Origin of the sequence: Bifidobacterium biavatii DSM 23969, from assembly GCF_000741165.1 — a bacterium.
In the GTDB taxonomy this organism is placed as follows: domain Bacteria; phylum Actinomycetota; class Actinomycetes; order Actinomycetales; family Bifidobacteriaceae; genus Bifidobacterium; species Bifidobacterium biavatii.
This window is the reverse complement of sequence record NZ_JGYN01000010.1, coordinates 60,494-84,047: the sequence shown is the minus strand read 5'-3', so window position 1 is coordinate 84,047 and position 23,554 is coordinate 60,494. Positions and strand designations below refer to the sequence as shown.

Below are 23,554 nucleotides of genomic sequence, written 5' to 3'. Positions count from 1 at the left end.
GGGTTCGCATGATCGCCGACAGTCGCAAAGGAGAAGAACGAATGCGCATCGCCATAGCCAACGCCAAGGGCGGGGTCGCGAAGACCACGTCCAGCATCTACATCGCCTCGGTCATCGTTTCCAGAGGCGGCAGGGCCGTCGTGTACGACGCCGATCCACAGTCCAGCGCGAGCCTGTGGGCCGCTGCCGCGGAACAGACCGCGGACCCGCTGACGTTCGACGTGCTGCCCGCCAACCAGGCCACGCTCCGCCAGCTCGCCGCGGGAGCAGACCCGGACGAATGGGCGATCATCGACGCGCCGCCGCAGGGACCGACCCTGGACATGGCCATCAAGGCGGCCGACTTCGTGATCGTGCCGGCGTCGGACTCGCCCATGGACCTCCAGCAGGCATGGAGCACCCTCGACATGGCCAGGATGAGCACGCCCGCCGCGCTGCTGCTGGTCAAGGCCGAACGCAACACGAAGGCGTTCCGCGACACCATGGACGCCCTCAACGCCATGGACACTCCCCGGTTCGACACGATCGTGCCGAAGGCCCAGTCCTACAAGCGTTCGCTCGGCACCAACCCGCACCAGCTGGGCGAATACCGCGACCTCGTCACCGAACTCCAGCAGATCGCCGGAAAGCAGGAGTGAGACCATGCAGGGCAACTACCAGCCACTGGCACGACCGGTGCCGTTCGACGACGTGCTGCGCCAGCAGAACAAGACATCCAAGGCCACGGGCGAACCGTTGGTCATGCTCTCATTGCGCATACCCGTGTCGCTTAAGACCCGGCTCAAGACCACGGCCGCCGCGCACGACCTGCCCATGCAGCAGCTCCTGCGCGACGCCATCGAACGCGAGCTCGACCGGCTCGACGGCGACGACGAGCCGTGACCCGTCAGACAATCAAACAATCAGACAATCCAGCAAGCAAACAAGCCAACAATCAAACATTCAGGCAGTCAAACATGCAGACGCGATCCGGCAAGCCGGCATGTCTGCGGAAAGGAGACACTATGGACTATTCGATGGAGGTCTCCGTACTCGGCGACCGGATCAGCATCGGCGAGGAGGCGCACGTCATCACCCTCGGCGTGAACACGGGATTTCCCGCAGGCTCCACGGCGGGACTGGCGTACACGCTTTCGCCATTGCAGGCCCGCGTGTTCGGCGCGCAGATGCGTGCGGCCGCGGACGCCGCGGAGGGGCATCCGGGCATGCCGTCCGACGAGGAGGTGAACGCGGCGGCGAAGGTGTTCTGCGGCGGCGTGTGGAACGGGTTCGACCCCGCCAGCATGATGCCGACCGAACAGTTCGACCGGTTCTGGGGCGACGGCGAGGGCCACCAGCTCTATCTGAAGATCGCGCGCCACGCGCTCATCGCCGCCCGCATGTCCATCCTCGCCGGGCAAAACGAAAGCTGACAAGCAAACAAGCCCGCATGCAGACAATCAAACAATCAAACTTGACTGCATGCAGGCAAGCTGACATGCAAGCAATCAAGCAAGCCAACAATCAGGAAAGCAAACAATCCAACAATCAGGAAAGCAAACAATCCAACAATCAGGAACGGAGCAGAACCATGAACGACAACCACAACGAAAACGAGGAGCCCTTCGACGGCACGAGCGAGGATTCCACGCTCGAAGACCAGATGAGCGCGCACATCGCGGCCATCGCCGCCAGCGGCGTCGCCGCCGAAGCCGAGGCCCTGGCCAACCGGCAGGCCGACATGGCGGCCAAGGAACGCCGTGAAACCAGACTGGCGCTCCTTGCCGCCGTCACCGTCATCGCAGGTCTTATGGCCTATGTAATTACTCGCATCGTCAAATAAAGACGATGTTTCTGTCGCTTATCATTTCAGGGACGGGTAATTCCTTGGATCCACGTCCCTGAAAGGCGCGCGTTTCCCCATTTATGCAATTAGGATGCCCCGTCAATGAGCTGAGCCATTGACTCGCCACAGCGGCGACACCCGCCATCCGTCAGGGAATCCCATATCAGACTTCGGAATCTGAGGGTACCTATCCATAAGGGAGATGAATTTCTCCGTCCACGCGGGTCCGTCGATCTGGGATGTCAGGTAGTTCTCCATGGTGAGGAATGCAGCAGGGCCGGAGGACTTACGGAAGATATCCCAATCGTTACCCCACCAACCCTTTGCATGGGATCCGCTGCGATGCTTCGGCAGTTTCGGCGCTATGCGGGTGCTGGTTTCGTTCCAGAAGCGATCATGATGCGCGGTCATGTTCCGGGCCTGCCGGATAGTCTCAAGCCAATTGGAGAGGATTTTGGCGTCGCCGCGTACGGCGGGATTCGGGTTGGGGTTGAAGATATGCAGCTTGGTGGCCAGCTTTCTCTTGATATGGTCTGGCGCACCTTGGTAGAAGTTCTCCTTGAGTGTTCCGTAGCTCAGGCATCCGACGATCATCCAGTACGGAGGCAGCGGATCACTGTAGGTACTCCGGAAATGCCTGAGGTACGGAAGATTTGATTTGGTGAATGTCGAACGCAACGAGGAAAGGCAAGCCAGATGGTCGTCATAGCTCAACCCCGGGAGTCCTTCCCGTGTCATGTAGCCGAATTCGCCGCCGAATACCGATAGCTCATGGGCGAGGAAGCTCTTGAGATAAATCTCGATGGTGACGATGCCGTCGAATACCAGCATCCGCAGTTCCTGATCGAACAGATACCTATCCCAGATATCCTTGAATTGCACATCTTGACGGAAGGGCAATGAGCGCTTCGCCGACTGCTCCGATACCGGGGTGAGGAACGGATACCAGTATCCTTTCAGCCGAAAGTATCCCACTTGCTCGATTCGACGCTCAAGGAGCTCGCGACTTATTCCGGACAAACCGTTGTCAATGAGCTTGGCCGATAAATCATCCAATGATTTCGGCGGATGCTGCGGATAGGGGCGGAGCTGTGGAGTATCATTCTCGTCCATCGTTCCTCCGATAAGAAAAATGCCACCCTAGTGTGCTTCAGTGAGAGGCAATGGTGGCTTTTAACATCGCTAATTGTAGCGAATATATCGCCTTTCGTAAAGATACAGAACACTCCGTACATCTAGTATCCAAAGCAAAGCAATGCACTAAATGTAGTATCCGCGTCATGTTTCATCCATGAACGGGTTGCCAATCTTCGTCACATGTCCGCCGCAGCATCGCTCGATGCGGGGTGATGCTGATGGTGCGTTCGGGGTCCGGCGGCCGGCCGTCGGGCTTGCGGGCGTGCTTTTCTTCCAGGGACCCGGGAGGAGGCGGGTTCTGAAGTCCCTGTCTCCCCCTTTCCCGGAGAGGGGCGCTTCTGTCGTATGTGGGAAAGGATTTCGTATGAGGTTCGGGAAGAAGGGCACCGGTGCGGTGGCGTCGATCACCGCCGCCGCGGCGTTGCTGGCCTGCTTGGTTCCGGTCGCGTTGGCCGATAACGGTGGCGGCGGTTCCGGTGAGGACGGTGGCGGTTCGGGCGGTGGTCCGACGCAGACGGCCGATGTGCATTGGATCTACAAGGATTCGTGGCCGGCCACTCTGGATGGCATGAAGACGGCGTTGAGTGACGCGAAGGTGCGTCTGTCGTCCGATCTGGCGAACGGGCAGAACCAGTTCGTGAACATGAACAAGACTTTGAGCGACGCGATCGATGAGTGCCAACGCTCCTATACGGGTGACGGGAATGCGGACTGCCGTCTGGTGGCGGTGGGCTACGTGCGATTGGCGGATGGTTCGTTCAACGGCAGCTATGTGAGCTCGAACGCGAAGAACCGTTGGGAGGCGCAGTGGAAGGCCGAGGCGAAGGGCGACTACACGTATCAGGGCCAGAAGTACTCGACTTCGACCACGTGGAAGGACAAGCTCGGCACGCGCAGCGTTGACTCTCTGGCGCAGGAGTCGATCAACTCCAACCCGAACGCCTCGTTCCGTGTGATCGTGCTGGCGCAGAACCAGCCGCCGGTCGATTACAAGCTGAACGTGGCCACCAGCCACAAGCAGAAGACCGACATGCAGGTCGGCTCCACCGACCCGATCGGCGACGTCATCCATGCAGACAACGGCGGTTCCGCGATCAAGGAGACATTGAACGGCACCGCGATCATCCATTACGAGAACGGCCCCTATCTGCCCGCGAAGAGCGTGAGCAAGCCGATCAGCTTCTCCAGCAATGGGGATACCCAGCTCGACAATCTCGCCTCGCCGAAGGATTTCGGCATGGAACACTGGGCCGAGGGATCGTACTGGATCGATATCCGGGTGCCCAAGCAGGGCCGCATGCAGGCGGCCGTGGACACCGCGGACCGTGACCCGGCCGAATCCTGGAAGGTGAGCTCGGTGCCGCCCGAACCCCCGGTCAAGAAGATCGAGGACGGCGTGAGTGCCGACCGGATGACGAACCGCACCACCATCACGTACGGCACCGGCCGCGGCGGCTACGAGATGCGTTTCCGCGACGTGATCGAACCCAACGGCGTCGAATACTCCGTGGACAACTACAGGCTCATCGACAGGACCGACGGCAACCGCGACGTTTCCGGCGAGTTCGAGATCACTTGGGACAAGGCGTCGAACACGGTGTCGGCCGCGCGTTCGGCGGACAAGGGTGAGATGCCCATGGACCATGTCTACGAGTTCAGCTTCGACGTGACCGTGTCGAAGCCCTCCGACTTCCAGCAGGTCAAGGACCATGCGTGGGGCCAGTGGAACCACGAGCCCGAGGCCGATGCCGGAACGAAACAGTTCGATACGTGGCGGCCGAATCCCGACAAGAGCTGGATCCGTCTGAACGCGAAGGGCCAGTGGGAGGCGGTCATCGACCCGAAGGAGACCAACCGGACCGGCGCCGACGATATGACGCTTCTGGACGGGGACCGGGTCGCCTCGGTGGTCAACGGCACCATCGCCAAGAACCTCATCCAGGCCCCGGAGACCCTGACGCTCACGGACGACTGGTCGGCCGCCGACTACCTGTTCGACGCCGACGACAAGTCGAAGATCAGGGTGTACGAGGCCGATGCCGGCACCGATCGCGAGTCCAGCGTCACCGACATCGCCAACCACGGCAGGGACGTCACCGACCAGTGGACGATCACGATGGAAGGCACCACGGTGACCGCCACCGCCGGCCGGGCCTATCGCGAGGGATTGAAGGGATTGAAGACCGCGAAGCAGGTCACGCTGCTCATTTCTGGCAAGGCGGCCTACGCCAACGGCAAGGGCGCGGGCCAGGTGCGCGACGACTTCGGCAAGCAGGCGAGCGACGAACTGTCGTTCTGCACCGCGCCGGACGGCAAGGCGCTGACGAACAAGGGCTCCCAGACCGTCAACACGCACACCATCCCCACGAACGAGCCGAAGATCTGCGGCTACATACCGCCCGTCGTCAAGGACGTGGTCGGTGAATCCTCGCAGGGAGGCGACCAGGCGTCCGTGGACGGCAGGGTCGTCTACCCGGGCCAACGCTTGGAATACCGTCTGGAGACCCAGCCCCACCTGCCCGGCAATCTCGCGTACTCGGTCAGCGAGGTGGCGGTCACCGACACCTATGACGAGCATCTTGAAGTGGACAAGCAGACCCTGGAGGTCACCGACCTGTCCACCGGCAGGTTCATCCCGAAAACCGAGTACGAGACCCAGTGGAACGACGCGCAGCACGCGGTGCGCCTCGTGTTCTCCGACGGGTACGTGAAGACCAACTGGCGCAACGGCGCGAACCCGCGCATCATCGTCCGCTTCGAGGGCACGGTCGCCAAGGACGCGCCCACGGACACCAAAATCGGCAACCAGTGGGCCCTGACGCTGAACAACATGATCACCCCGAGCAACAAGGTATGGAACGAGCCGCCCGACTTCACGCCGGTGAAGAAGGACACCCAGGCCGACCCGTCCATCAGCATCGACGGCAAGACCGCGCTGCTGGGCGACCGGATCTACTACCGCGTGACCATCGACGCCAAGCAGACCAACCAGGCCTACAAGGTCTGGAGGCTCGGCATGACCGACGACTGGGACGACGAATACCTCTCCCTCGACGCCAAGCGCATCGAGGTCACCGACACCGCGACCGGCAAGGACGTGACCGCGAAGTTCAACATCGCGGCGATCGACGGCGTCGCCTACGTGTACGCCAAGACCGCGGACACGAAGGTGCCGGCCACCGGCGAGACCATCAAGGGCGACCCCCAGCCCAAGAACCTCAGGGAATACGCCGAAAAGAAGGACCACGACCCGTTGAAGGAGCCGGCCATCGACCAGTCGATGCTGGGCACGAGCTACGAGGTGAGCCTGCCGATGACCGTCATCAAGGTCACCGACGGACATATCGTGAAGAACAAGGCCACGCAGGTCGTCAACGACACCCGCAAGGACACCAACGAGGTCGCCAACCCCCTCAAACCCGTCAACCCCTCCAAGGACGTGGTCGTGAAGGTGGACGGCGAATCCATCGACAAGCGGAGCGTGTACCTCAACAGCCTGTTCCTCTATCGCCTCGACAGCTCCGTGCTGCCCGCGCACCGCGCCTACCAGAAGGTCACCGACTGGAGCATCACCGACCCGCTCGACACCGAGCATGACCAGTACACCGGCCAATGGGCCGTATACGCCATGCGCGACCTGACCGAGCAGGGCAAGGTGATCGCCCGCAAGGGCGTGAAGATCGCCGGCAGCGGCTTCGACGCCAGTGTGTACGGCGACGAACTGTTCACCCTCGCGCAGGACGACAAGGGCGCGGTCACCGTTACCGCGACCCAGCGCATGCTCGATCTCGTCAGCAGCAACGACGAAAGCGAGCAGGCATGGACCGCGTTCATCCAGTGCAAGCGCGTCAAGACCGGCGAACACATCGCCAACCGGTTCGACGAAACCATCAACGGCACCAAACGTCCTTCCAACCAGGTCGAGACGCACACGCCCGACATGACCCCGAGCCTGAAGATCGAGAAATGGGACGAGGCCTCCGGCTGGCCGGCCGGCGACCGCGACCAGGTCAAGGACGCGCTGGCCATGCAGGGCGACACGCGCATCGTGTTCACCATCACCAACACCAGCACCACCGACCCCGACACCAAGCAGGGCGCATGGTACCGAACCAAGGACCTGAACCTCAAGGACCAGCTGGTCGCCGGCGACGGCCGGGTGACCGATCTCGAATACCCCGCCGATTGGGACAGCCGCATCCTCAAGCCCGGCGAGAGCGTCGAGGTCAAGGGCGTCCTCAAGGGCGTGACCGGCCATCACACCGACCGCGCCACGGTCACCGGCACGCCGTTGGTTGAATGCGTCGTCTCCGACCCGGATCCGTTCGACGGCAAGGACGAGACGTCCGCGCCTGATGATGCGGTCACGATCGACGGCAGGCTCGTCTGCCCCGACACCGAAGTGGTCAGCAACACCGACGACTGGAACGGCTACCGGACCGGGCTCGCCCATACCGGCGCCGCCGTCCAGGGCGTGATCGCGGCGGCGATCACCCTGCTCGCCGTCGGCGCGGGACTGGTCGCCGCCCGCAGGTTCAGGCGCGGGAACAACGCCGCCGGCCGCCACTCCGGCACGATGCAACCCGTCGATGCCGAGGATGCCGACGCGGATGCCGTCGAAACCGTGGATTCGGTTCCCGGCGGGCAATCCGTGGTCTGACCGAAGCGGCGGGGACCGTTCTCCGCCGCGATGATTCTTCCGGTCGGACGGCAATCCGGCCGGAACCCCGCCGGTTCTCTTCCTTCTTCTCTCCCCGGCGGGCATGGCAACGGCCCGACGCCAACGGTTCAAACCGTTCGCGTCGGGCCGTTCCCTTGCTACTTTTGGCTGCTTACTGTTCGTCGGTGTTCTCGGAGGCGAGTCGTTCTTCGAGTTGTTCGACGATGTGGTCGTGCATGTTCTCGTCGATCTTGACGGTCAGGAGGAAGACGACGAGGCTGGCGACGATGCCGGCGAGCGGCAGGTAGTAGGCGCAGGTCTTGAACGTGCGGATGTTCGCGGCGGTCATGTCGGCGGCGGTGGCGTTGCCGACCATGCCGGCGGCGACGGCCACGAAGCCCACGATGCCGTTGGACAGGGCACCAGCGATCTTGTCGAGCATCGGGCGCACGGAGAGGGTGACGGCCTCGTTGCGCTTGCCGGTCTTGAGCTGGCCGTATTCGATGGAGTCGGTCATGCTCAGGATGGCGGTCATCTGGATGGTCTGCGCGGGCAGGTAGAAGAGGACGAGCGCGACGATGACGACGGGCAGGTTCATGGGCGCGATGATGAACAGCGTATAGCCGGCGATCATGAACGCCATGCCGGCGGTGTACAGCCAGCGGCGCGGGATGCGCCGGTTGAGCACCGGGTAGAGGGGCGTGGTGACCAGTCCGGTGATGACCGGGATGACGCCGGCGATGGAGAAGCTGTCCGGGGCGCCGAGCACGTATTTGAACTGGTAGAAGAGCACGCCGGTGGTGGCGACGTTGGCCACGGAGTACAGCAGGTAGCTCAAGGCGACCCACAGGAGCTGGTCGTTCTGGGCGATTGCCTTGAACGCCTCGATGGGGTTGCCGTTGGCCTCGGCCTTGGCGCGCAGCTCGCCCTGGTTCTCGCGGGTGCCGAACGCGACGCTCCACGCGGTGAGCAAACCGAGCACGGCGATGATGATGGCGAACGCGGCCCAGCCGGTGCGGCCCTGCTCCCATTGGCCGGTGAACTTCCAGGTGAACCAGCTGACGACGGGCACGACGATGACGGTGACGCCGTTGTATCCGATGGATCCGGTGAACGCGCCGAGAGCGGTGTACGTGCTGCGCTCGTGCGAGTCGGAGGAGATCGCGGGGATCATGCCCCAGTAGGAGATGTCGCGCAGCGAGTAGATCACGTCCAGCAGGATGAACACGATGACGAACAGGACCATGAACACGCCGGTGTTCACGTCCACGAGCCCGAACAGGCCGGTGAACACCATGATCAGCAGGATGCCGGGCACGAGGCCTCCGATGAACTGCCAGGGACGGAACCGGCCCCAGCGGGTGTTCGTGTTGTCCACGAGGTTGCCGAGCAGCGGGTCGAGGAAGATCTCCGCGATACGGATGACCACCACGAGTCCGGTGATCACCGCGATGAGGCGCGCGGCCAGCGTCTTGTCCACGTCGATGAACAGCGCGGTGGTCACGAACGTGATGAAGAACGTGCTCATCGTGTTGTAGAACGCGGCCTGGCCCAGGTTGCCGAACGCGTATGCGATCTTCTGCCCCATGTTCCTGGTGGGCATGGGCTGCGGCTGTCCGGGCGTCGCCGTGCGCTGTGTGGTGGATCCGCTCATGGTGTGGTGGCCTCCTTGCGACCTGTAAAGAATCCGTGCGCGGGAACAGCTCCGATCCCGCAAGACGCGAGTATAGGACTTTCTTGAAAAAGTAAAAAACTTTACCGCGTGTCGCAAGCAATGCCAACGATTCATGTTCGCCAATCCAACACACCGCGCGGGCGCTGGTGATGGTCGGAGACCGGATTATCGTTGATGAGTAAAGGCTTTCCGCTGTTCCTGCGGTCGCAGTCGGGACAAGCGCAAGAAGTTGCGTAAATTAGTAAATATCTTTATCATCGTTGTGCAAGGAGTCACATTCGAAGGCTCCCGAACTGCGGCGGCAACGACGCGACGCAATCCGATGCGAAAGCGAGGACATCATGAACACAACCGACGATCAGCGGAAGAACGGCGATCCGATCGTCTCCCCGTCCATGCCGACGACGGCATGGCTCGCCGACCCGCGCGTGTACGCGGTCCACCGGCTCGACGCCCATTCCGACCATGCATGCTGGTCGCACGCCCCCTCCGTCGGCGAGGGCACCAATCTCACGCAGAGCCTCGACGGCGAATGGCGGGTCCGAGTCGAGACGGCGCCGGCGAACAGCTTCCCCGACGGGACGAGCGACGGGCCGGATTGGATCAGCGACGTGTCGCCTCTGTTCGCCGCACCGGGCTTCGACGACTCGTCGTTCTCCCGGGTGCAGGTGCCCTCGCATCTGGAGACCGCGGGGCTGCTCGACCCGCAGTACGTGAACGTGCAGTACCCGTGGGACGGCCACGAGGACCCGAAGGCCCCGGCCATCCCCGAGCATGGCCATGTGGCGGTCTACCGACGCGAGTTCGCCGCGGAGGGCGCGGTTGCCCAGGCCATCCGCGAGGGCCGCACGGTGACGCTCACCTTCCAGGGCGCTGCCACCGCCATCTACGTGTGGCTCAACGGCGCGTTCGTCGGATACGCCGAGGACTCCTTCACGCCCAGCGAGTTCGACGTGACGGACGTCGTCAGGAAGGACGGCAACGTGCTGGCGGTCGCCTGCTACGAGTATTCGAGCGCGAGCTGGCTGGAGGACCAGGACTTCTGGCGTCTGCACGGCCTGTTCCGCTCCGTCGAGCTCAATGCGAGGCCCGCCGCCCATGTCTCCGACATCCACGCCGGGGCCGATTGGGAGCCCGCCACGTCGATCGGATCGCTTTCGCTGGACGTACTGATCGACGGCGCCGCGAACGCCGCGACGGCCGACCTCGCACTGCGGGACAAGAACGGCGCCGTCGTCTGGCGCACCGCCACGGAAGCGGCCGGAACGCTGCACGCCGAGGCCGAGATCGACGACGCGGCCCCCTGGAGCGCCGAACGCCCCGACCTGTACGAGCTGTCCGTCACCCTGCTCGACGCGGACGGCAAGGTCCTGGAGACCGCGCGCACCCGCATCGGCTTCCGGCATGTGGCCATCGAGGACGGCATCCTCAAGCTCAACGGCAAACGTCTCGTGTTCCGCGGCGTCAACCGCCACGAGTTCGACTGCCGGCGCGGCCGTGCCGTCACCGAAGAGGACATGCTGTGGGACATCCGCTTCATGAAGCGCCACAACATCAACGCGGTGCGCACCTCGCACTACCCGAACCAGTCCCGCTGGTACGAGCTGTGCGACGAATACGGCATCTACCTGATCGACGAGACCAACCTGGAGACCCACGGCAGCTGGAACAGCCCCGGCGACATCCCCGTGGGCACCTCCGTCCCCGGCGACGACGAGGCCTGGCTGGGCGCGTGCATCGACCGGCTGGACAGCATGATCCTGCGCGACCGCAACCATCCCAGCGTGCTCGTCTGGTCGCTGGGCAACGAATCCTACGCGGGCGAAGTCCTCAAGGCCATGAGCGCGCACGCGCACCGGCTCGACCCGTCCCGCCCCGTCCACTACGAAGGCGTCAACTGGAACCACGCCTACGACGGGATCAGCGACTTCGAAAGCCGCATGTACGCCAAGCCCGACGAAATCCGCAACTGGCTCGAACACGGCGACGAACGGGGCGAGGCGAACAAGCCGTTCGTCAGCTGCGAGTACATGCACGCCATGGGCAACTCGTGCGGCGGTCTGAGCGAGTTCATCGACCTCGAACAGTACGAGCGCTACTCCGGCGGGTTCATCTGGGACTACATCGACCAGGGACTCGTCCAGCGCCTGCCCGACGGGCGCGAACGCCTCAGCGTCGGCGGCGACTGGGCCGACCGGCCGACCGACTACGAATTCGTGGGCAACGGCATCGTGTTCGCCGACCGCACGCCCAGCCCCAAGGCGCAAGAGGTCAAGCAGCTGTACTCACCGGTCAAGCTCACCCCCGACGGACACGGCGTGACCATCGAGAACCGCAACCTGTTCGCCGGCACCGACGGCTACGTGTTCGCCGCACGGCTCCTCGAAGACGGACATGAGATCTGGCACGCCGACTACCGGTTCGACGTGGACGCCGGAGACACCCAGCGCCACGACATCGCCTTCCCCGACATCGACACGGACGGGAATACGCGCGAGGTCACCTACGAGGTCGATCTCCTGACTGCGGAAGCCACCGCATGGGCGCCGGCCGGCTACGAGCTCGCGTTCGGCCAACTCACCGGCACACTCAACCCCGAACGGGACATCACCGAGACCGATCATGACGACGACGGCCGCGCGACGGTCACGCTCGGCCGATGGAACGCGGGCATTCGCCGCGACGACGAGGAAATCCTCCTGTCGCGCACCCAGGGAGGCATCGTCTCCTGGAAGCGGGACGGCCGGGAAATGGTCATCCGACGCCCCGAACTCGTCACCTTCCGCCCGCTGACCGACAACGACCGGGGCAACCGTTCCGGATTCGACCGCGCCGCATGGTTCGCGGCCGGTCGCTACGCCGTCGTGACCGATACGAGCATCGCGCAATCCGACGACGGAGGGCTCACCGCCAAATACCGGTACGAGCTCGCCGACCCGGACCACACGCCCGTGACGGTCTCCTACCGCATCACCGCCGACATGCGCATGCGACTGACCGTCGAATACCCCGGCGGAGCCACCGGTGCGGCCAGCCTGCCCGCGTTCGGCGTCGAATGGGAACTGCCCGGCGAATACGAGCGTCTGCGCTACTACGGCCCCGGCCCCGAGGAGACCTACCGCGACCGCAAGCAGGGCGGCAAGCTCGGCATCTGGAACGCCACCGCGAAGACGAGCATGGCACCGTATCTCATGGTGCAGGAAACCGGCAGCCACGAGGACGTCCGCTGGCTCGAAGCCACCGACATCCAAGGCCACGGATTGCGCGTCACCCAACGCGGCGACCGTCACTTCACGGCCAGCCTGCTGCCCTGGAGTACCTACATGATCGAAGCCGCGCGCCGCCATGAGGACCTGCCCGAGCCGCGCCACAACTACCTGCGCCTGCTCGCAGCCCAGATGGGAGTCGGCGGAGACGACTCCTGGGGAGCCCCCGTCCACACGGCCTACCAGCTGTCCGCCGGCAGGCCGCTCACCCTCGACGTGGACCTCGAACTCATCTGACCGGCAACGGGCGGCGGCATGCACCACCATGCCGCCGCCCGTACACGTATATATACATTTCCCAAACACACTCCACAGGAAAAGAGGCAATCAATCATGGCTGAAGTGATTATCGTCAGGAACGAGGAGGAGGCCGGCGAGATCTACGGCCGCTGCGTGGCGGACCTCATCAAGGCCAAGCCGGACGCGGTGCTGGGACTCGCGACCGGTTCGAGCCCGCTGGCCGCCTACCGGGCCCTCGCCAAGATCGTGCACGAGGAGCACATCGACGTCTCCCAGGTGCGTGGCTTCGCGCTGGACGAGTACTTGGGCCTGCCGCTCGACCATCCGGAGTCCTACCACTCCACCATCCACCGCACGGTCGTCGAGCCCCTCGGCCTCGACCCGGAGAAGGTCCATGTGCCCGGCGACGTGCTGAACGGCACTCCGCTGGAGGACGGCGACAAGATCGCCGCCGCCGGACCGGCCTACGACGCGGCCATCGAGGCCGCGGGCGGCATCGACGTGCAGATCCTCGGCATCGGCACCGACGGCCACATCGGCTTCAACGAGCCCGGCTCCTCCCTCGCGTCCGGCACGCGCGTCAAGACCCTGGCCGAGCAGACCCGCATCGACAACGCGCGCTTCTTCGACAACGACATCAACCAAGTGCCGACCCACTGCATCACGCAGGGCATCGGCACGGTCCTGAAAGCCCGTCACCTCGTGCTGCTCGCGTTCGGCGCGGGCAAGGCCGAGGCCATCGAGGAGACCGTCGAAGGCGGCGTCTCCGCGTTCTGCCCGGCCTCCGCGCTGCAGCTGCACCCGCACGCCACGATCATCATCGACGAGGAGGCCGCGTCGCGTCTGCGTCACAAGGACTACTACCGCTACGCCTTCGCCCACAAGCCCGCCTGGCAGGGCATCTGATCGGCAGACGAACGATTCGGGCTCCTTCTTGCTTCGCCAAGAGGGAGCCCGAACCCATATGCAGGAAGGAAATCATGACGCAGGACAGAGATGAGATCGTCGCCCGCGTGACGGCGGCGTTGGAAGGCGAGGCCAAGCCGGTCGCGATCCGCGGGGCACGCAAGGTAGACGCCTGCGGCGAACAATCGGGCTATTGGGTGGTCTCGGACGCACGTGGCGTGATTGTGGCCACAGGCTCCGCCGCCGCGGACGGTACCGGCGAGGAGGCGTTCGAGCACGCCTGCCGCACGGTCGGCATCGACCCGGCCGTTCCAGCTGACTCCAACGACGCGGTCATCGACGCGGCCGGCCGCATCCTGACCCCCGGCTACGTGGACATCCACGCCCACGGCGCCTGGGAGAAGAGCTTCGACGACGGCCCCGACGGCATCGACGTGGCCCGAGCCGGCCACGCGGTCCACGGCACCACCCGCCAGGTGCTCTCGCTCATCACCAACCCGATGGACGTGATCTGCCGCAACATCCGCACCGTGCACGAGAAGATGGCCACCCGCCCCGACATCCTCGGCTGCCACCTCGAAGGCCCGTTCCTCGCCCTCAAGCGCAAGGGCGCGCACGACCCGAACTGCCTCAAGGACCCGGTGCCCGAACTCGTGGACCGCATGCTTGACGCCTCGGGCGCCGACCCCGCCGCCGGGCGTCTCGGCTGCATCCGCCAAATCACCATCGCCCCCGAGCTCGAGCACGGCATCGGCGCCATCCGCCAGTTCGCGGCCGCCGGCGTGGTGCCCGCGGTCGGTCACTGCGACGCCGACTACGAGACCGCCCAGGCCGGCTTCAACGCGGGCGCCGGCATCATGACCCACATGTTCAACGCGATGAACGGCCTGCACCATCGCGAACCCGGCCCCATCCCGGCCGCCGTGGAGGACCCGCGCGTCACCATCGAGCTGATTAATGACGGCTTCCACGTCCAGAACCCGATGGTCAAACTCGGCTTCGGACTGGCGCCCCACCGCATCGCGTTCGTCACCGACGCGATGGCCGCCACCGACTGCCCCGACGGCGCGTACAAGCTCGGCGAACTCGACGTGAACGTCATCGACGGCCACGCTCGCCTCGTGTCCAACGGCGCCATCGCCGGCTCCACGCTCACCCTGGAGGTCGCGGTCCAGCGCGCGGTCAACGAACTCGGCTTCAGCCCCGTCGCCGCCGTCGAGGCCGCCACCCTCACCCCGGCACGCGCCTTCGGATTCGACAGGCCCAACCCCGTCACCGGCACGCCGCTCGGCCTCATCGCCCCCGGATACGCCGCCGACCTCAACCTCCTCGACCCCACCGACTGGACCGCCCAACACGTCTGGTGCGCCGGCCGCCAGCTGAAGTAAACTCCTTCCAGCAAAATCGACACCGGTGCCGCCCGTCTTCGAGACGACGTCTTACGCCCGAGGAACGAAGCTTGCGCGCGGCACCAGCTCGGTCGTCAGCAGGATGTGACGCCGCACCCGCCGCTCATGCTTCAACCCATCAATCAAGGTGAAGAACGCCATACGGGCCAACTCCCTTTGATCGATCGCATACGAACTCAGCGACGGAGACGTGTACCGGGCGATCGACTGGTTGTTCACACTCACCACAGCCAACTCGTCGGGAACCGCCACACGCAGCGCATTCAACGCCTGCAACGCCCCCACCGCGAGCACGTCGGCGGCCACGATCAGGCCATCGGGCATGCTGCCGGCCTCACGATGGTCAGCCACCAATTGCTCCGCGAGACGGTAGCCGTTCTCCACGGTGAACGTGCCGGACGAATACACCAATCCGTCCGTTTCCAATCCCAGATGCGCGGCCCACTGGCGGAACGACAGTTCACGGATGTCCTCGGGATAGTCATGCATGCCCATGATGCTGCCCACGCCGCCGAGAAACGCAATACGCCTGCGGCCCGCCGCGATCATCTCGTCCAGGGCATCCAGCATCGTCTGCGACAGATCGGGACGTACGGAGTCGAACAGGTGCGGCGCCGGATTCGTGTCGATGCACACGCCATGCGGAAGCACCGCATGCAGGGCGCGCAGGTCCGCTTCGGGAAACACCGTGGCTCCCACGGTGATGAACCCATCGAACTCCGTTGCACGTTCCGTCAACTCGTGTATGGATCGGATGAACGTGGGCTGGTCCAATTCCATCGACTCCGCACACTCCGCAAGAACCTTCCGCAGATCGGCGAAGTACGCATCCTGCAATTCCTCCCCGGACGGAGGCGCATCCAACACCGCGATCGCGGGACGGAACACGTTGCGGTATCCCATCTCCTCGCACACGCGCAGCACGCGCCGACGCGTCTCCTCCTTGATGGAGAACGACGGGTCATTCAGCAAGCGCGACACCGTGCTCTGCGACACCCCGGCCCGTTCCGCGACTTCCTTGAGCGTGGCCATGACATCCTCCCCGCAAACTTTAGTAAAGGGTTTTACTACAGCATAACCCGAGATTTGAAAAGCCTCAGCATCTCCAGTGCACGAAGTTGCATACAGATGGTAGGCTGCGTATGTCCCGGCTAAAGGGGCAGTGCATAGGACGGCGGGTATATCTCAGCTGACATACCCGCCATTCTGAAGATTCTTCCGATGCGGATTCCCTTTCCGATTTTGCAGATCTACAAATATGTAATGGCAAGTACATATGTAAGCGCTTCAGTGCCGCTGCATATATGCCGACTCGGCCAACTACGCACTCAGGTCTTATTCCGCTGAGTGTGACGTTATGAATCGAAGAGGCAATTTTTTCGCTTATCTCCTTCCCCTTCTTCCACCACCCAAGCTGGGAAACAGGCTTTCTATACCTATATATAGGGGCAATGAGGTTTCTCTGTCCGCCGCTATCCTGCCGGTTTTCCCTGACGATGGGTGTCAACGGAGGCCGTTGCCTGTCGGGCTCCTTGATCGTCGTCAGAGGAGGCCGTCGTGGATTTGTTGAATCAGGTGCTTCAGTTGTTCGTCAGGTTCGCCACCATCGGCGGCGGCTTGTGGCTGGTGTGGGGCGCCGTCACCTTCGGCGGCGGCCTGAAGGATCATAATGGGCCGCAGACGCAGTCTGGACTGTGGCAGATCGTGGGCGGAGGCATGATCATCGCGGCCGCGCAGATTTTCAACGCGGTGGCTCTAGGCTGAGCTGATTCGGGGCCTGCCGTGGAGGACTTCATCGTAGCCATGCTCAACATGATCGGCGGCGGAGGTGCCGGTTCGATCACGGCCGGGCTGTTGTCCCAGACGCCGGAGACATGGAATCCCGCTCTTTACCAGTTGGCGGTGAACGTGCATGGAGTCGCCGTCAAGCCTCTGACGTCGGTGGTGCTCGCGGTCATGTTCACGTTGGAGCTGGCGCGCAACTCGACGCGCATCGAAGCGGACCGCGATCTGGGCGTGAAGATCGTGGCCGGCACCATGTTCAAGATCGCGCTGGTGTTCATCGCCGTGCAGAACGCCGGTTTGTTCATTCGGATGTTCAATCAGGTCACGCAGTTCCTCATGCAGGGCGTGTCCTCGCAGATGTCGTATGAGGCGACGGGCGACGGCGGTCAGTTGGGTGATCTGATGCGTGACCAGATTCGCGATGCCGGGGTGATGGGGCAGGCGGCGTTGTTCTTTCTGCTGGTGATTCCGTGGCTGTTGTCCCAGTTGGCGTCGGTGGTGTTCACGGTGGTGCTGTATGTGCGGTTCATCGAGTTGTATGCGTTGACGGCGTTTCAGTCGTTGCCGTTCGCGTTTCTGGTGCATGAGGACACCAAGCCGATCGGCGTGGGTTTCTTCAAGTCGTATGCTCGCACGTCGGTGAATGCGGTGTGCGTGTTCATATGTCTGGTGTTCTATCAGCGGATCGTGGTCGATGCCGTGAAGATCCCGGATTCCGCGGACGAGGGCATGGTGGCGTGGGTGACGGGCAACTTCGGCAATCTCATGATGGCGGGCATCCTGCTGTTTTTTGTGATCGCGGTGAGTCAGCGTGTCAGTCGGGCCATAGCCGGCGGCGAGTAGCCGCCTACCACAACCGGGGCCAATCAGGGAAAGGATTCATTCATGTTGCAGATGCGCGTATATAAGGAGATCGCCAATGTTGAGGCGAAGGTGATGTGGGGGCTGAGCTGGCGCCAACTGGCGGCCGCCGCGTGCATGCTCGTTCTGGGCGGATGTGAGGCGGCGTTGTTCTGGTCGTTGGGACTGTCCGATCTGGGGTCGTATCTGCTGTTTGCGGTTTGCCTGCCGTTCGCGCTGTGGGGTTGGTGGCGTCCGAAGGGGCTGAAGCCGGAACGGTATCTGGGATACATGCTGCGCCAGCGTTTCGGGCCGAAGGTCTATTTGCTTGAATCCTATGTTCCCGCGAGGTTTCCCGGCAAACCGTCGTTGAGGGAGAAGACCCGTAGACGAATCAAGGGAAGGAAGGCACGTCGTCATGTCTGACATCAGTGGCAGCAAGGCGGTCAAAGGCAACGGTAAGCGACATGGAAAGGCCGGGAACAGGCGGTCCGGGAATCGTCGCATGCCTCGTTCGTCGAAGGAGCTGCTTGGCTATGATTCGATGCTGTCCAATGGCATCGTGTTCCTCGGCGGCGACCGGTGGAGCGTGTCGCTGCGGATCAGCGACATCAATTATCAGGTCGCGACCCAGGATCAGCAGCTGGATGTCGTGGACCGGTGGGGGCGTTTCCTGAATTCGATCGGTGAGAACATGGGAGTCCAGATCACGGTCGCCACGCGCATGCTGGATCCCGAGGAGGTGACGCGCAGTATCGCCATGCCGCTTCGGAGCGATGCGTTGGATGGACTGCGCGGGGACTTCAACCGCAATGTGCGTCGGCGTCTCGCCGGCCGTTCGCAGGGCGCGGTGACGGACAAGTATCTGACGTTGACGTTGCGTGAGCGGGACGGGGAGCGTGCGGTCACGCTGCTGAACCGTGCCGCGTTGCGTGCCACGGCGCAGCTGCGGTCGGTGGGCGGCTGCGTCGGTGTCCGCTTGGATCGGCAGTCGCGTCTGGCGGTGCTGCACGGGATGCTGCGGCACGGTGTCCGGTTCTCGTTCACCGAGGATGGTTTCCTGAAATCGCATGGCATGTCCACGAAGGATTATGTGGCCCCGTTCGCCGTGGACGTGTCGGATCGCCGTCGGCTCCGGTTGAGCTCGGGCACCACGGAAGTATGGCATCAGTGTCTTTTGGTGCGTGATTTCCCGGATTATCTGAGCGATCAGCTGGTGTCGTCCATCACGGACATCAAGGCGGACATCACGGTCGGCATCCATCTGTCCCCGCGGGGTAAGGCCGAGGGGTTGAAGCTCGTGAACCGGACGATCGCCGAAATGGATATGCAGGCCATCGACGAGCGGCGCAAGAACCGCAAACAGCATCTACCCGAGGACATGCTGCCTCATGAGCTGCAGGAATCCATGACTCAGGCGGGTGAGCTGCGTGATGATCTGGAGCATAACGGCGACCGTCTGGTGGATTCCCTGATGATTGTGGACGTGTCTGCGGACAGCCGCGAGCAACTGGATCAGACGGTTCGTGACGTGACAGCTGCGATCGATGGGCAGTCCTGTGTGGCCGAGACCTTGGCCTACATGCAGGTGGAAGGACTGAACGCCGTGCTGCCGTTGGGTAATTCTTTGCCGCCGATGCGTCGCACGTTGACCACATCGAGCGCGGCGATTCTGGTGCCGTTCACGTCGCAGGAACTGTTCGAGCCGGGCGGGGTGTTCCATGGGGCGAACGCCCGCACCGGCAATCCCGTGGTCATCGACCGTACGAAAGGCATGAACGGCAACGGATTCGTTTTGGGTACGACCGGTTCGGGCAAGAGCCAGGCGGCGAAGAACGAGATAACCCAGATCTATCTGACCCGTCCGGACGATGATCTGATCGTCATCGACCCGGAACGTGAGTTCACGCCGTTGTGCACCGGTCTTGGCGGCGAGCGAGTCGAGATCGGGGAATCGTCTCGCGCGCATATCAACGCTTTGGATATCGAGTATGAGGATGATTCCGAGGGTGATCCGATCCGGTCGAAATGTGCGAGCGTGCTGAACATGCTCGGCGTGCTGATCGGCGGACAGGACGGCATCGACCGCATGCAGCGCAGTCTGATCGACCGTACGGTCATCGGCATGTATCGCGAGGTGCGGGAGCATCCAGAACTGGGCATGCCCACGCTCGTCACCCTGCATGACCGTCTCGCGGCTTTGAATGAGCCAGGTCCCGTGATGCGGCACGAGCATTGGAGATCTACGCGACCGGCAGTCTGAACGCCTTCGCCCATGCCACCGATGTGAATACGTCCAGCCGGTTCCTGGTCTATGACGTTTCCGGTCTGGGAGCGGAGTTGCGCACATTCGGTATGCTCGTCGTTCTGGATCAGATTTGGAACCGGGTCGTCAGGAATCGCCGTCTCGGCCGGCGCACCTGGCTGTGGGTGGACGAGTTCCATCTGCTGTTCTCGAACCGGTATGCGGCCGAATACTTCCTGCGCCTGTACAAGCGCGCCCGTAAATGGGGTTTGTGCCCCACCGGCATTACGCAGAACATCGAGGAGCTGCTGGCCAACCAGGATGCGCGTCTGATGCTCGCGAACAGCGACTTCCTGTTGCTGCTGAACCAGACCGCCACGGATGCCGACGCCTTGTGCGAGCTGCTGAAGCTGTCCGATGAGCAGCGGGCGTTCTTCACCGGGGTGCAGCCCGGTCAGGGCATGGCCAAGAGCGGCACTGCGTTCATACCGTTCGATGGGCGTATCGATGCCGATAGTCTGCTTTACCGGTTGTATACCACGAAATTCGAGGATCGGAAGCCCGAATGAGACCCGTCACCTCCGACTCATTCCACGCCACGCGCAATCTCGTTCGGCCGAACGGCATGATTCATGGTTTGAAAGTCCGTCATGTTAATGGACTCTTCCATGGCCCAGTGTTGGCCGGGCTGAAACAGCCACGAACCACCATCAGGAACAATCAATCCGAAGTATCGCGCCCGACCGGCATAACAACCGTCAGCGTTTTGGAACGTGGTGTGAAGGCGACACGGTCCGTGCTTGAATCGCAATCGGCACAGACGGATACCAGAGAGGACGACGACTTGTTGTCACCAATGGTTCCCGCAAGTCGGATACGCGACGGCGTGACCGGCATTATTCGCACAAGACATGCCGCAAGAGGTTCAACGGCACGTGCCGTGGCAGGAAGAACGGCTTCGGCTCGCGCCAAACGTGCGAGACATTCCGGCAAGACCGTACGATCGGGTGTCCAGGGGGCCAAATCCGCTGCCAGAGCTTCGACGCAGGTTGCACGACAGGTCACACAGGCGGTTTCTCGGACTATGACGGCGGTGAAGGCCGGTGTCGCGGCATCGGCATCAGCTGCGGTCAGCATTCCATTTCTATTGGGCACGGCGGCGGTGCTGATGGTCTTCAGCCTGCTGCTGTGGTTCATACCCACCGTTGCCGTCGGAGATGACGGAGGTTGCGAGGCCAGTGTGATCGAGGTCCCGGACGAGGCGAAGCCATGGGTAAGCGAGGCGGCCCGATCGAGCGGATTGAGCGCGGATTTCATCGCGGCGATCATGAAGCAGGAATCCGGTTTCCGACCGGATGCGTATGCCGACGACAGCAACGGCGGAACATGGGGATTGCTGCAGATGAACAGGAGCGTATGGCGCGGCGTGCATCCCGAAGGTGCCGATCAGACACCACCTGAAGGCATCACCGAGCCCATGGTCCACGCCCATTACGGCGGCATGTATCTGAAAAACCGCTTGGAAGGCGTCAAACAGCTCAAGGCCAAGCACCCGGGCATGCCGTTCGCCGAACTTGACGACCTGACGGCTTTGGTCATCGCCCATAACGCGGGCGAAGGCAACCTCATGAGGTACCCGGATATTCCCAACATCACCAAACGGTATCTCGACAACGTGAAGCCGGCGATTGATGCGGGAGGCGGCTGTTCGGCCACGGCAGGACGAACCATCGGCAAGCTCACGCCACCGTTGGTCATGCAGTCTGGCACGCTGAACGTGGATGTGGCGGCGACCGGCACGCCCGTGGGCAAGATCACCACCTATGAGACCGGCCAATGCACATGGTGGGCGGCCGCTCGCCGATTGCAGATCGGCAAACCGGTGGACGGATACATGGGCGACGGCTGGATGTGGGCGTCAAGCGCCAGAAAATTCGGATATCCAACGGGCGGCGGCATACAGCTCGGTGACGTGGCAAGCTTCGCCAAAGGCTATCTCGGCGCAAGCGCCGATTATGGACACGTCGCCATCGTCGAGGAAATCAAGGACGACGGAAGCATTGTTGTCAGCGAATCCGGCGGCGGCCTCCCATACGCATGGCTCAGGACCCTTACCAAAGAGCAGGCCAACAATCCCAGCATCACTTACATCCACTAATCCTGAGGGAAAGAAGGAATCATGCGTCGCATCAATTCCAAACTTGATTCGTACGAGCTTGCCGATTTGATGAGTGATTCTGACAACTGGGATCTTCTTGCGCAAATCCACGATCATCCCAGTACATGGCCGGAACTCGGCCAGTGGGCTGCGCATGCCATCGCACACCCCGAAACCGCTGGGGCCCCACCGGAACCGCTGCCAGACAGAAAACCCAAACATCGGCTGCTGCCCATCACACCCATCATCGACGATGAGCTGCCTCGCGATATACGGAACAACAGCACTCCCGTATCCAAGCCTGACAAACGGACGGGAACGACGATAGACACACCAATTAGGGTCGGGGAACATGTCGAGGATGATGTGTCCTTGGCGGAATTATCGGCTGACGACGCGGATGAGGTAGCCGTTCATCGGCATATCCCCTTTACCCGCATCGCCGGCATTATGCTCGCTCTGGTCACCGTAACGGGATTAGCCACAGGCCTTGTCATGGCGAAGAGGAACTACGACCATCGGGAAGCGCTCACGTCATGCAATCACGCAATCGAGCAATCTGACATAGTGAGGATTGAATGGGACAAGGCATTGAAACAGGCGGAACCATATGCGAAGCTCCAGGATAAAGACGTGCAGGATCCCAAATCTTTGGAACTGCTCGGCAAAATCATGCAATATCAGCCATCGGTCTCAACGGAGAATTGCGATCCGAGTCTGACGGCCGACCGTCTCGATCGCACTCGTGCGGAAACAGAGAAAGCTAACAGCCAGCTCAGAATCCAGACCAGGAACCTGCATGACACAGTTGACACGGTCAAGGCATCACAGGAACAACAACGGATTGACAACGCACAGAACGTACTGAGCCAAACCATTGAAAACGCCGATAGGCTCTACAAAGAATCCGAGAACAAGGTCAGAGACGACAACACCCGTGCACGGCTCAGTGAGCAGATTACCCGTGCACGACTCATGATGCGCGACCATCAGGATCTTGATGTCTATAACAGAACCATCCAGGACCTCAACGAAGTCATGCAAATCGTCCGGGATTCCATGACGGCTGTAAAGAACGAGGAAATATCTGATGCGGGCCGTTCGGATGAATCCACACAACCGGGATCGGATTCCCAGTCATCGAACCGACAGCCCGCACCATCATCGGAAGATTTATCCCCGTCAGTCACGCACGGCAATTCCACCTGGGATGTGCCTGGACAATCAGTAACCCCCTCATTCCCCGATCGATTAGGCTAGCGCCGCCTTTGAAAAAGGGCAGGAGATAGTGTGGCGGTATATGCCGAGTTCTCGGGCTAGTCAGTTTGGATGACGCGTCTCCAAAGATGAGGAGGACACCCAGCCGGCATGAGAACCAGAGAGGATGAAACGACTGTCGTTCATACCT

18 protein-coding genes are annotated in these 23,554 nt (G+C 62.5%); 15 read left to right on the top strand and 3 right to left on the bottom strand.

The genetic code is table 11. The features are described 5' to 3' along the window. The first annotated feature begins 41 nt into the window (after positions 1 to 41). The 4 genes from BBIA_RS04915 (at position 42) to BBIA_RS04900 (ending at position 1,822) form a co-directional block, all read left to right on the top strand. A complete protein-coding gene (locus tag BBIA_RS04915; protein WP_033495365.1) occupies positions 42 to 638 on the top strand; it encodes a ParA family protein in 597 nt (198 codons plus the stop codon). 4 nt (positions 639 to 642) lie between these two features. Beyond that, on the top strand, positions 643 to 882 hold the full coding sequence (locus BBIA_RS14815) for a hypothetical protein (RefSeq protein WP_033495367.1): 240 nt from the start codon (positions 643 to 645) through the stop codon (positions 880 to 882). A 122-nt stretch (positions 883 to 1,004) separates the two neighbouring features. Continuing rightward, positions 1,005 to 1,412, top strand: a complete 408-nt coding sequence (locus tag BBIA_RS04905; RefSeq protein ID WP_033495369.1) for a hypothetical protein — start codon at positions 1,005 to 1,007, stop codon at positions 1,410 to 1,412. Positions 1,413 to 1,477: 65 nt separating this feature from the next. Continuing rightward, positions 1,478 to 1,822 carry a hypothetical protein gene (locus tag BBIA_RS04900; protein ID WP_033495432.1) on the top strand — a complete coding sequence of 115 codons (345 nt, stop codon included), beginning with the start codon at positions 1,478 to 1,480 and terminating at the stop codon, positions 1,820 to 1,822. Between the two features lie 102 nt (positions 1,823 to 1,924). On the opposite strand, the gene BBIA_RS04895 is transcribed toward BBIA_RS04900, so the two are convergent. After that, positions 1,925 to 2,938, bottom strand: coding sequence for an Abi family protein (locus tag BBIA_RS04895; protein ID WP_033495371.1), 1,014 nt, complete (start codon positions 2,936 to 2,938; stop codon positions 1,925 to 1,927). 388 nt (positions 2,939 to 3,326) lie between these two features. On the opposite strand from BBIA_RS04895, the gene BBIA_RS04890 reads away from it, so the two are divergent. Further along, positions 3,327 to 7,622, top strand: a complete 4,296-nt coding sequence (locus tag BBIA_RS04890) for an LPXTG cell wall anchor domain-containing protein (RefSeq protein ID WP_033495373.1) — start codon at positions 3,327 to 3,329, stop codon at positions 7,620 to 7,622. A 172-nt stretch (positions 7,623 to 7,794) separates the two neighbouring features. On the opposite strand, the gene BBIA_RS04885 is transcribed toward BBIA_RS04890, so the two are convergent. After that, positions 7,795 to 9,276, bottom strand: coding sequence for a glycoside-pentoside-hexuronide (GPH):cation symporter (locus BBIA_RS04885; RefSeq protein ID WP_033495375.1), 1,482 nt, complete (start codon positions 9,274 to 9,276; stop codon positions 7,795 to 7,797). Between the two features lie 362 nt (positions 9,277 to 9,638). On the opposite strand from BBIA_RS04885, the gene lacZ reads away from it, so the two are divergent. From lacZ to nagA, 3 genes are all read left to right on the top strand, one after another. After that, entirely contained in the window at positions 9,639 to 12,800 is a 3,162-nt protein-coding gene (gene lacZ, locus BBIA_RS04880; protein WP_033495377.1) for a beta-galactosidase, LacZ type, read from the top strand. Positions 12,801 to 12,896: 96 nt separating this feature from the next. Continuing rightward, complete coding sequence (gene nagB / locus BBIA_RS04875) at positions 12,897 to 13,709, top strand: glucosamine-6-phosphate deaminase (RefSeq protein WP_033495379.1); 813 nt, start codon at positions 12,897 to 12,899, stop codon at positions 13,707 to 13,709. Between the two features lie 74 nt (positions 13,710 to 13,783). Further along, positions 13,784 to 15,097 (top strand): N-acetylglucosamine-6-phosphate deacetylase, encoded by a 1,314-nt coding sequence (gene nagA, locus BBIA_RS04870; protein WP_033495381.1) that lies wholly within the window; start codon positions 13,784 to 13,786, stop codon positions 15,095 to 15,097. Positions 15,098 to 15,148: 51 nt separating this feature from the next. Here nagA and BBIA_RS04865 read toward each other — a convergent pair whose 3' ends face one another. Then, positions 15,149 to 16,150, bottom strand: a complete 1,002-nt coding sequence (locus tag BBIA_RS04865) for a LacI family DNA-binding transcriptional regulator (protein WP_033495383.1) — start codon at positions 16,148 to 16,150, stop codon at positions 15,149 to 15,151. 525 nt (positions 16,151 to 16,675) lie between these two features. Here BBIA_RS04865 and BBIA_RS04860 point away from each other — a divergent pair. From BBIA_RS04860 to BBIA_RS04830, 7 genes are all read left to right on the top strand, one after another. After that, positions 16,676 to 16,882: a hypothetical protein gene (locus BBIA_RS04860; protein WP_025263185.1), complete on the top strand. Its 207-nt coding sequence runs from the start codon at positions 16,676 to 16,678 to the stop codon at positions 16,880 to 16,882. Positions 16,883 to 16,900: 18 nt separating this feature from the next. Next, positions 16,901 to 17,746, top strand: a complete 846-nt coding sequence (locus BBIA_RS04855) for a VirB6/TrbL-like conjugal transfer protein, CD1112 family (protein WP_033495386.1) — start codon at positions 16,901 to 16,903, stop codon at positions 17,744 to 17,746. A gap of 42 nt (positions 17,747 to 17,788) precedes the next feature. Further along, the gene (locus tag BBIA_RS04850) at positions 17,789 to 18,169 is read left to right on the top strand and encodes a PrgI family protein (protein ID WP_033495388.1); all 381 of its coding nucleotides are present in this window, start codon (positions 17,789 to 17,791) and stop codon (positions 18,167 to 18,169) included. A 136-nt stretch (positions 18,170 to 18,305) separates the two neighbouring features. Beyond that, complete coding sequence (locus BBIA_RS04845; RefSeq protein ID WP_238548442.1) at positions 18,306 to 20,006, top strand: VirB4-like conjugal transfer ATPase, CD1110 family; 1,701 nt, start codon at positions 18,306 to 18,308, stop codon at positions 20,004 to 20,006. Beyond that, positions 19,979 to 20,557: a TraC family protein gene (locus BBIA_RS14810; protein ID WP_238548441.1), complete on the top strand. Its 579-nt coding sequence runs from the start codon at positions 19,979 to 19,981 to the stop codon at positions 20,555 to 20,557. The genes BBIA_RS04845 and BBIA_RS14810 overlap by 28 nt, the downstream gene beginning before the upstream one ends. Next, entirely contained in the window at positions 20,554 to 22,146 is a 1,593-nt protein-coding gene (locus BBIA_RS04835) for a CHAP domain-containing protein (protein WP_236036982.1), read from the top strand. Before BBIA_RS14810 ends, BBIA_RS04835 begins: the two co-directional genes overlap by 4 nt. Positions 22,147 to 22,167: 21 nt before the next feature. Next, the gene (locus BBIA_RS04830; protein ID WP_236023788.1) at positions 22,168 to 23,406 is read left to right on the top strand and encodes a hypothetical protein; all 1,239 of its coding nucleotides are present in this window, start codon (positions 22,168 to 22,170) and stop codon (positions 23,404 to 23,406) included. Positions 23,407 to 23,554: the final 148 nt, after the last annotated feature.

Excerpts from the sequence above, each read along its gene's own strand:
- BBIA_RS04915 (WP_033495365.1), top strand. The coding sequence starts at position 42 with ATGCGCATCGCCATAGCCAACGCCAAGGGCGGGGTCGCGAAGACCACG.
- BBIA_RS14815 (WP_033495367.1), top strand. The coding sequence starts at position 643 with ATGCAGGGCAACTACCAGCCACTGGCACGACCGGTGCCGTTCGACGAC.
- BBIA_RS04905 (WP_033495369.1), top strand. The coding sequence starts at position 1,005 with ATGGACTATTCGATGGAGGTCTCCGTACTCGGCGACCGGATCAGCATC.
- BBIA_RS04900 (WP_033495432.1), top strand. The coding sequence starts at position 1,478 with ATGCAAGCAATCAAGCAAGCCAACAATCAGGAAAGCAAACAATCCAAC.
- BBIA_RS04895 (WP_033495371.1), bottom strand. The coding sequence starts at position 2,938 with ATGGACGAGAATGATACTCCACAGCTCCGCCCCTATCCGCAGCATCCG.
- BBIA_RS04890 (WP_033495373.1), top strand. The coding sequence starts at position 3,327 with ATGAGGTTCGGGAAGAAGGGCACCGGTGCGGTGGCGTCGATCACCGCC.
- BBIA_RS04885 (WP_033495375.1), bottom strand. The coding sequence starts at position 9,276 with ATGAGCGGATCCACCACACAGCGCACGGCGACGCCCGGACAGCCGCAG.
- lacZ (WP_033495377.1), top strand. The coding sequence starts at position 9,639 with ATGAACACAACCGACGATCAGCGGAAGAACGGCGATCCGATCGTCTCC.
- nagB (WP_033495379.1), top strand. The coding sequence starts at position 12,897 with ATGGCTGAAGTGATTATCGTCAGGAACGAGGAGGAGGCCGGCGAGATC.
- nagA (WP_033495381.1), top strand. The coding sequence starts at position 13,784 with ATGACGCAGGACAGAGATGAGATCGTCGCCCGCGTGACGGCGGCGTTG.
- BBIA_RS04865 (WP_033495383.1), bottom strand. The coding sequence starts at position 16,150 with ATGGCCACGCTCAAGGAAGTCGCGGAACGGGCCGGGGTGTCGCAGAGC.
- BBIA_RS04850 (WP_033495388.1), top strand. The coding sequence starts at position 17,789 with ATGTTGCAGATGCGCGTATATAAGGAGATCGCCAATGTTGAGGCGAAG.
- BBIA_RS04835 (WP_236036982.1), top strand. The coding sequence starts at position 20,554 with ATGAGACCCGTCACCTCCGACTCATTCCACGCCACGCGCAATCTCGTT.
- BBIA_RS04830 (WP_236023788.1), top strand. The coding sequence starts at position 22,168 with ATGCGTCGCATCAATTCCAAACTTGATTCGTACGAGCTTGCCGATTTG.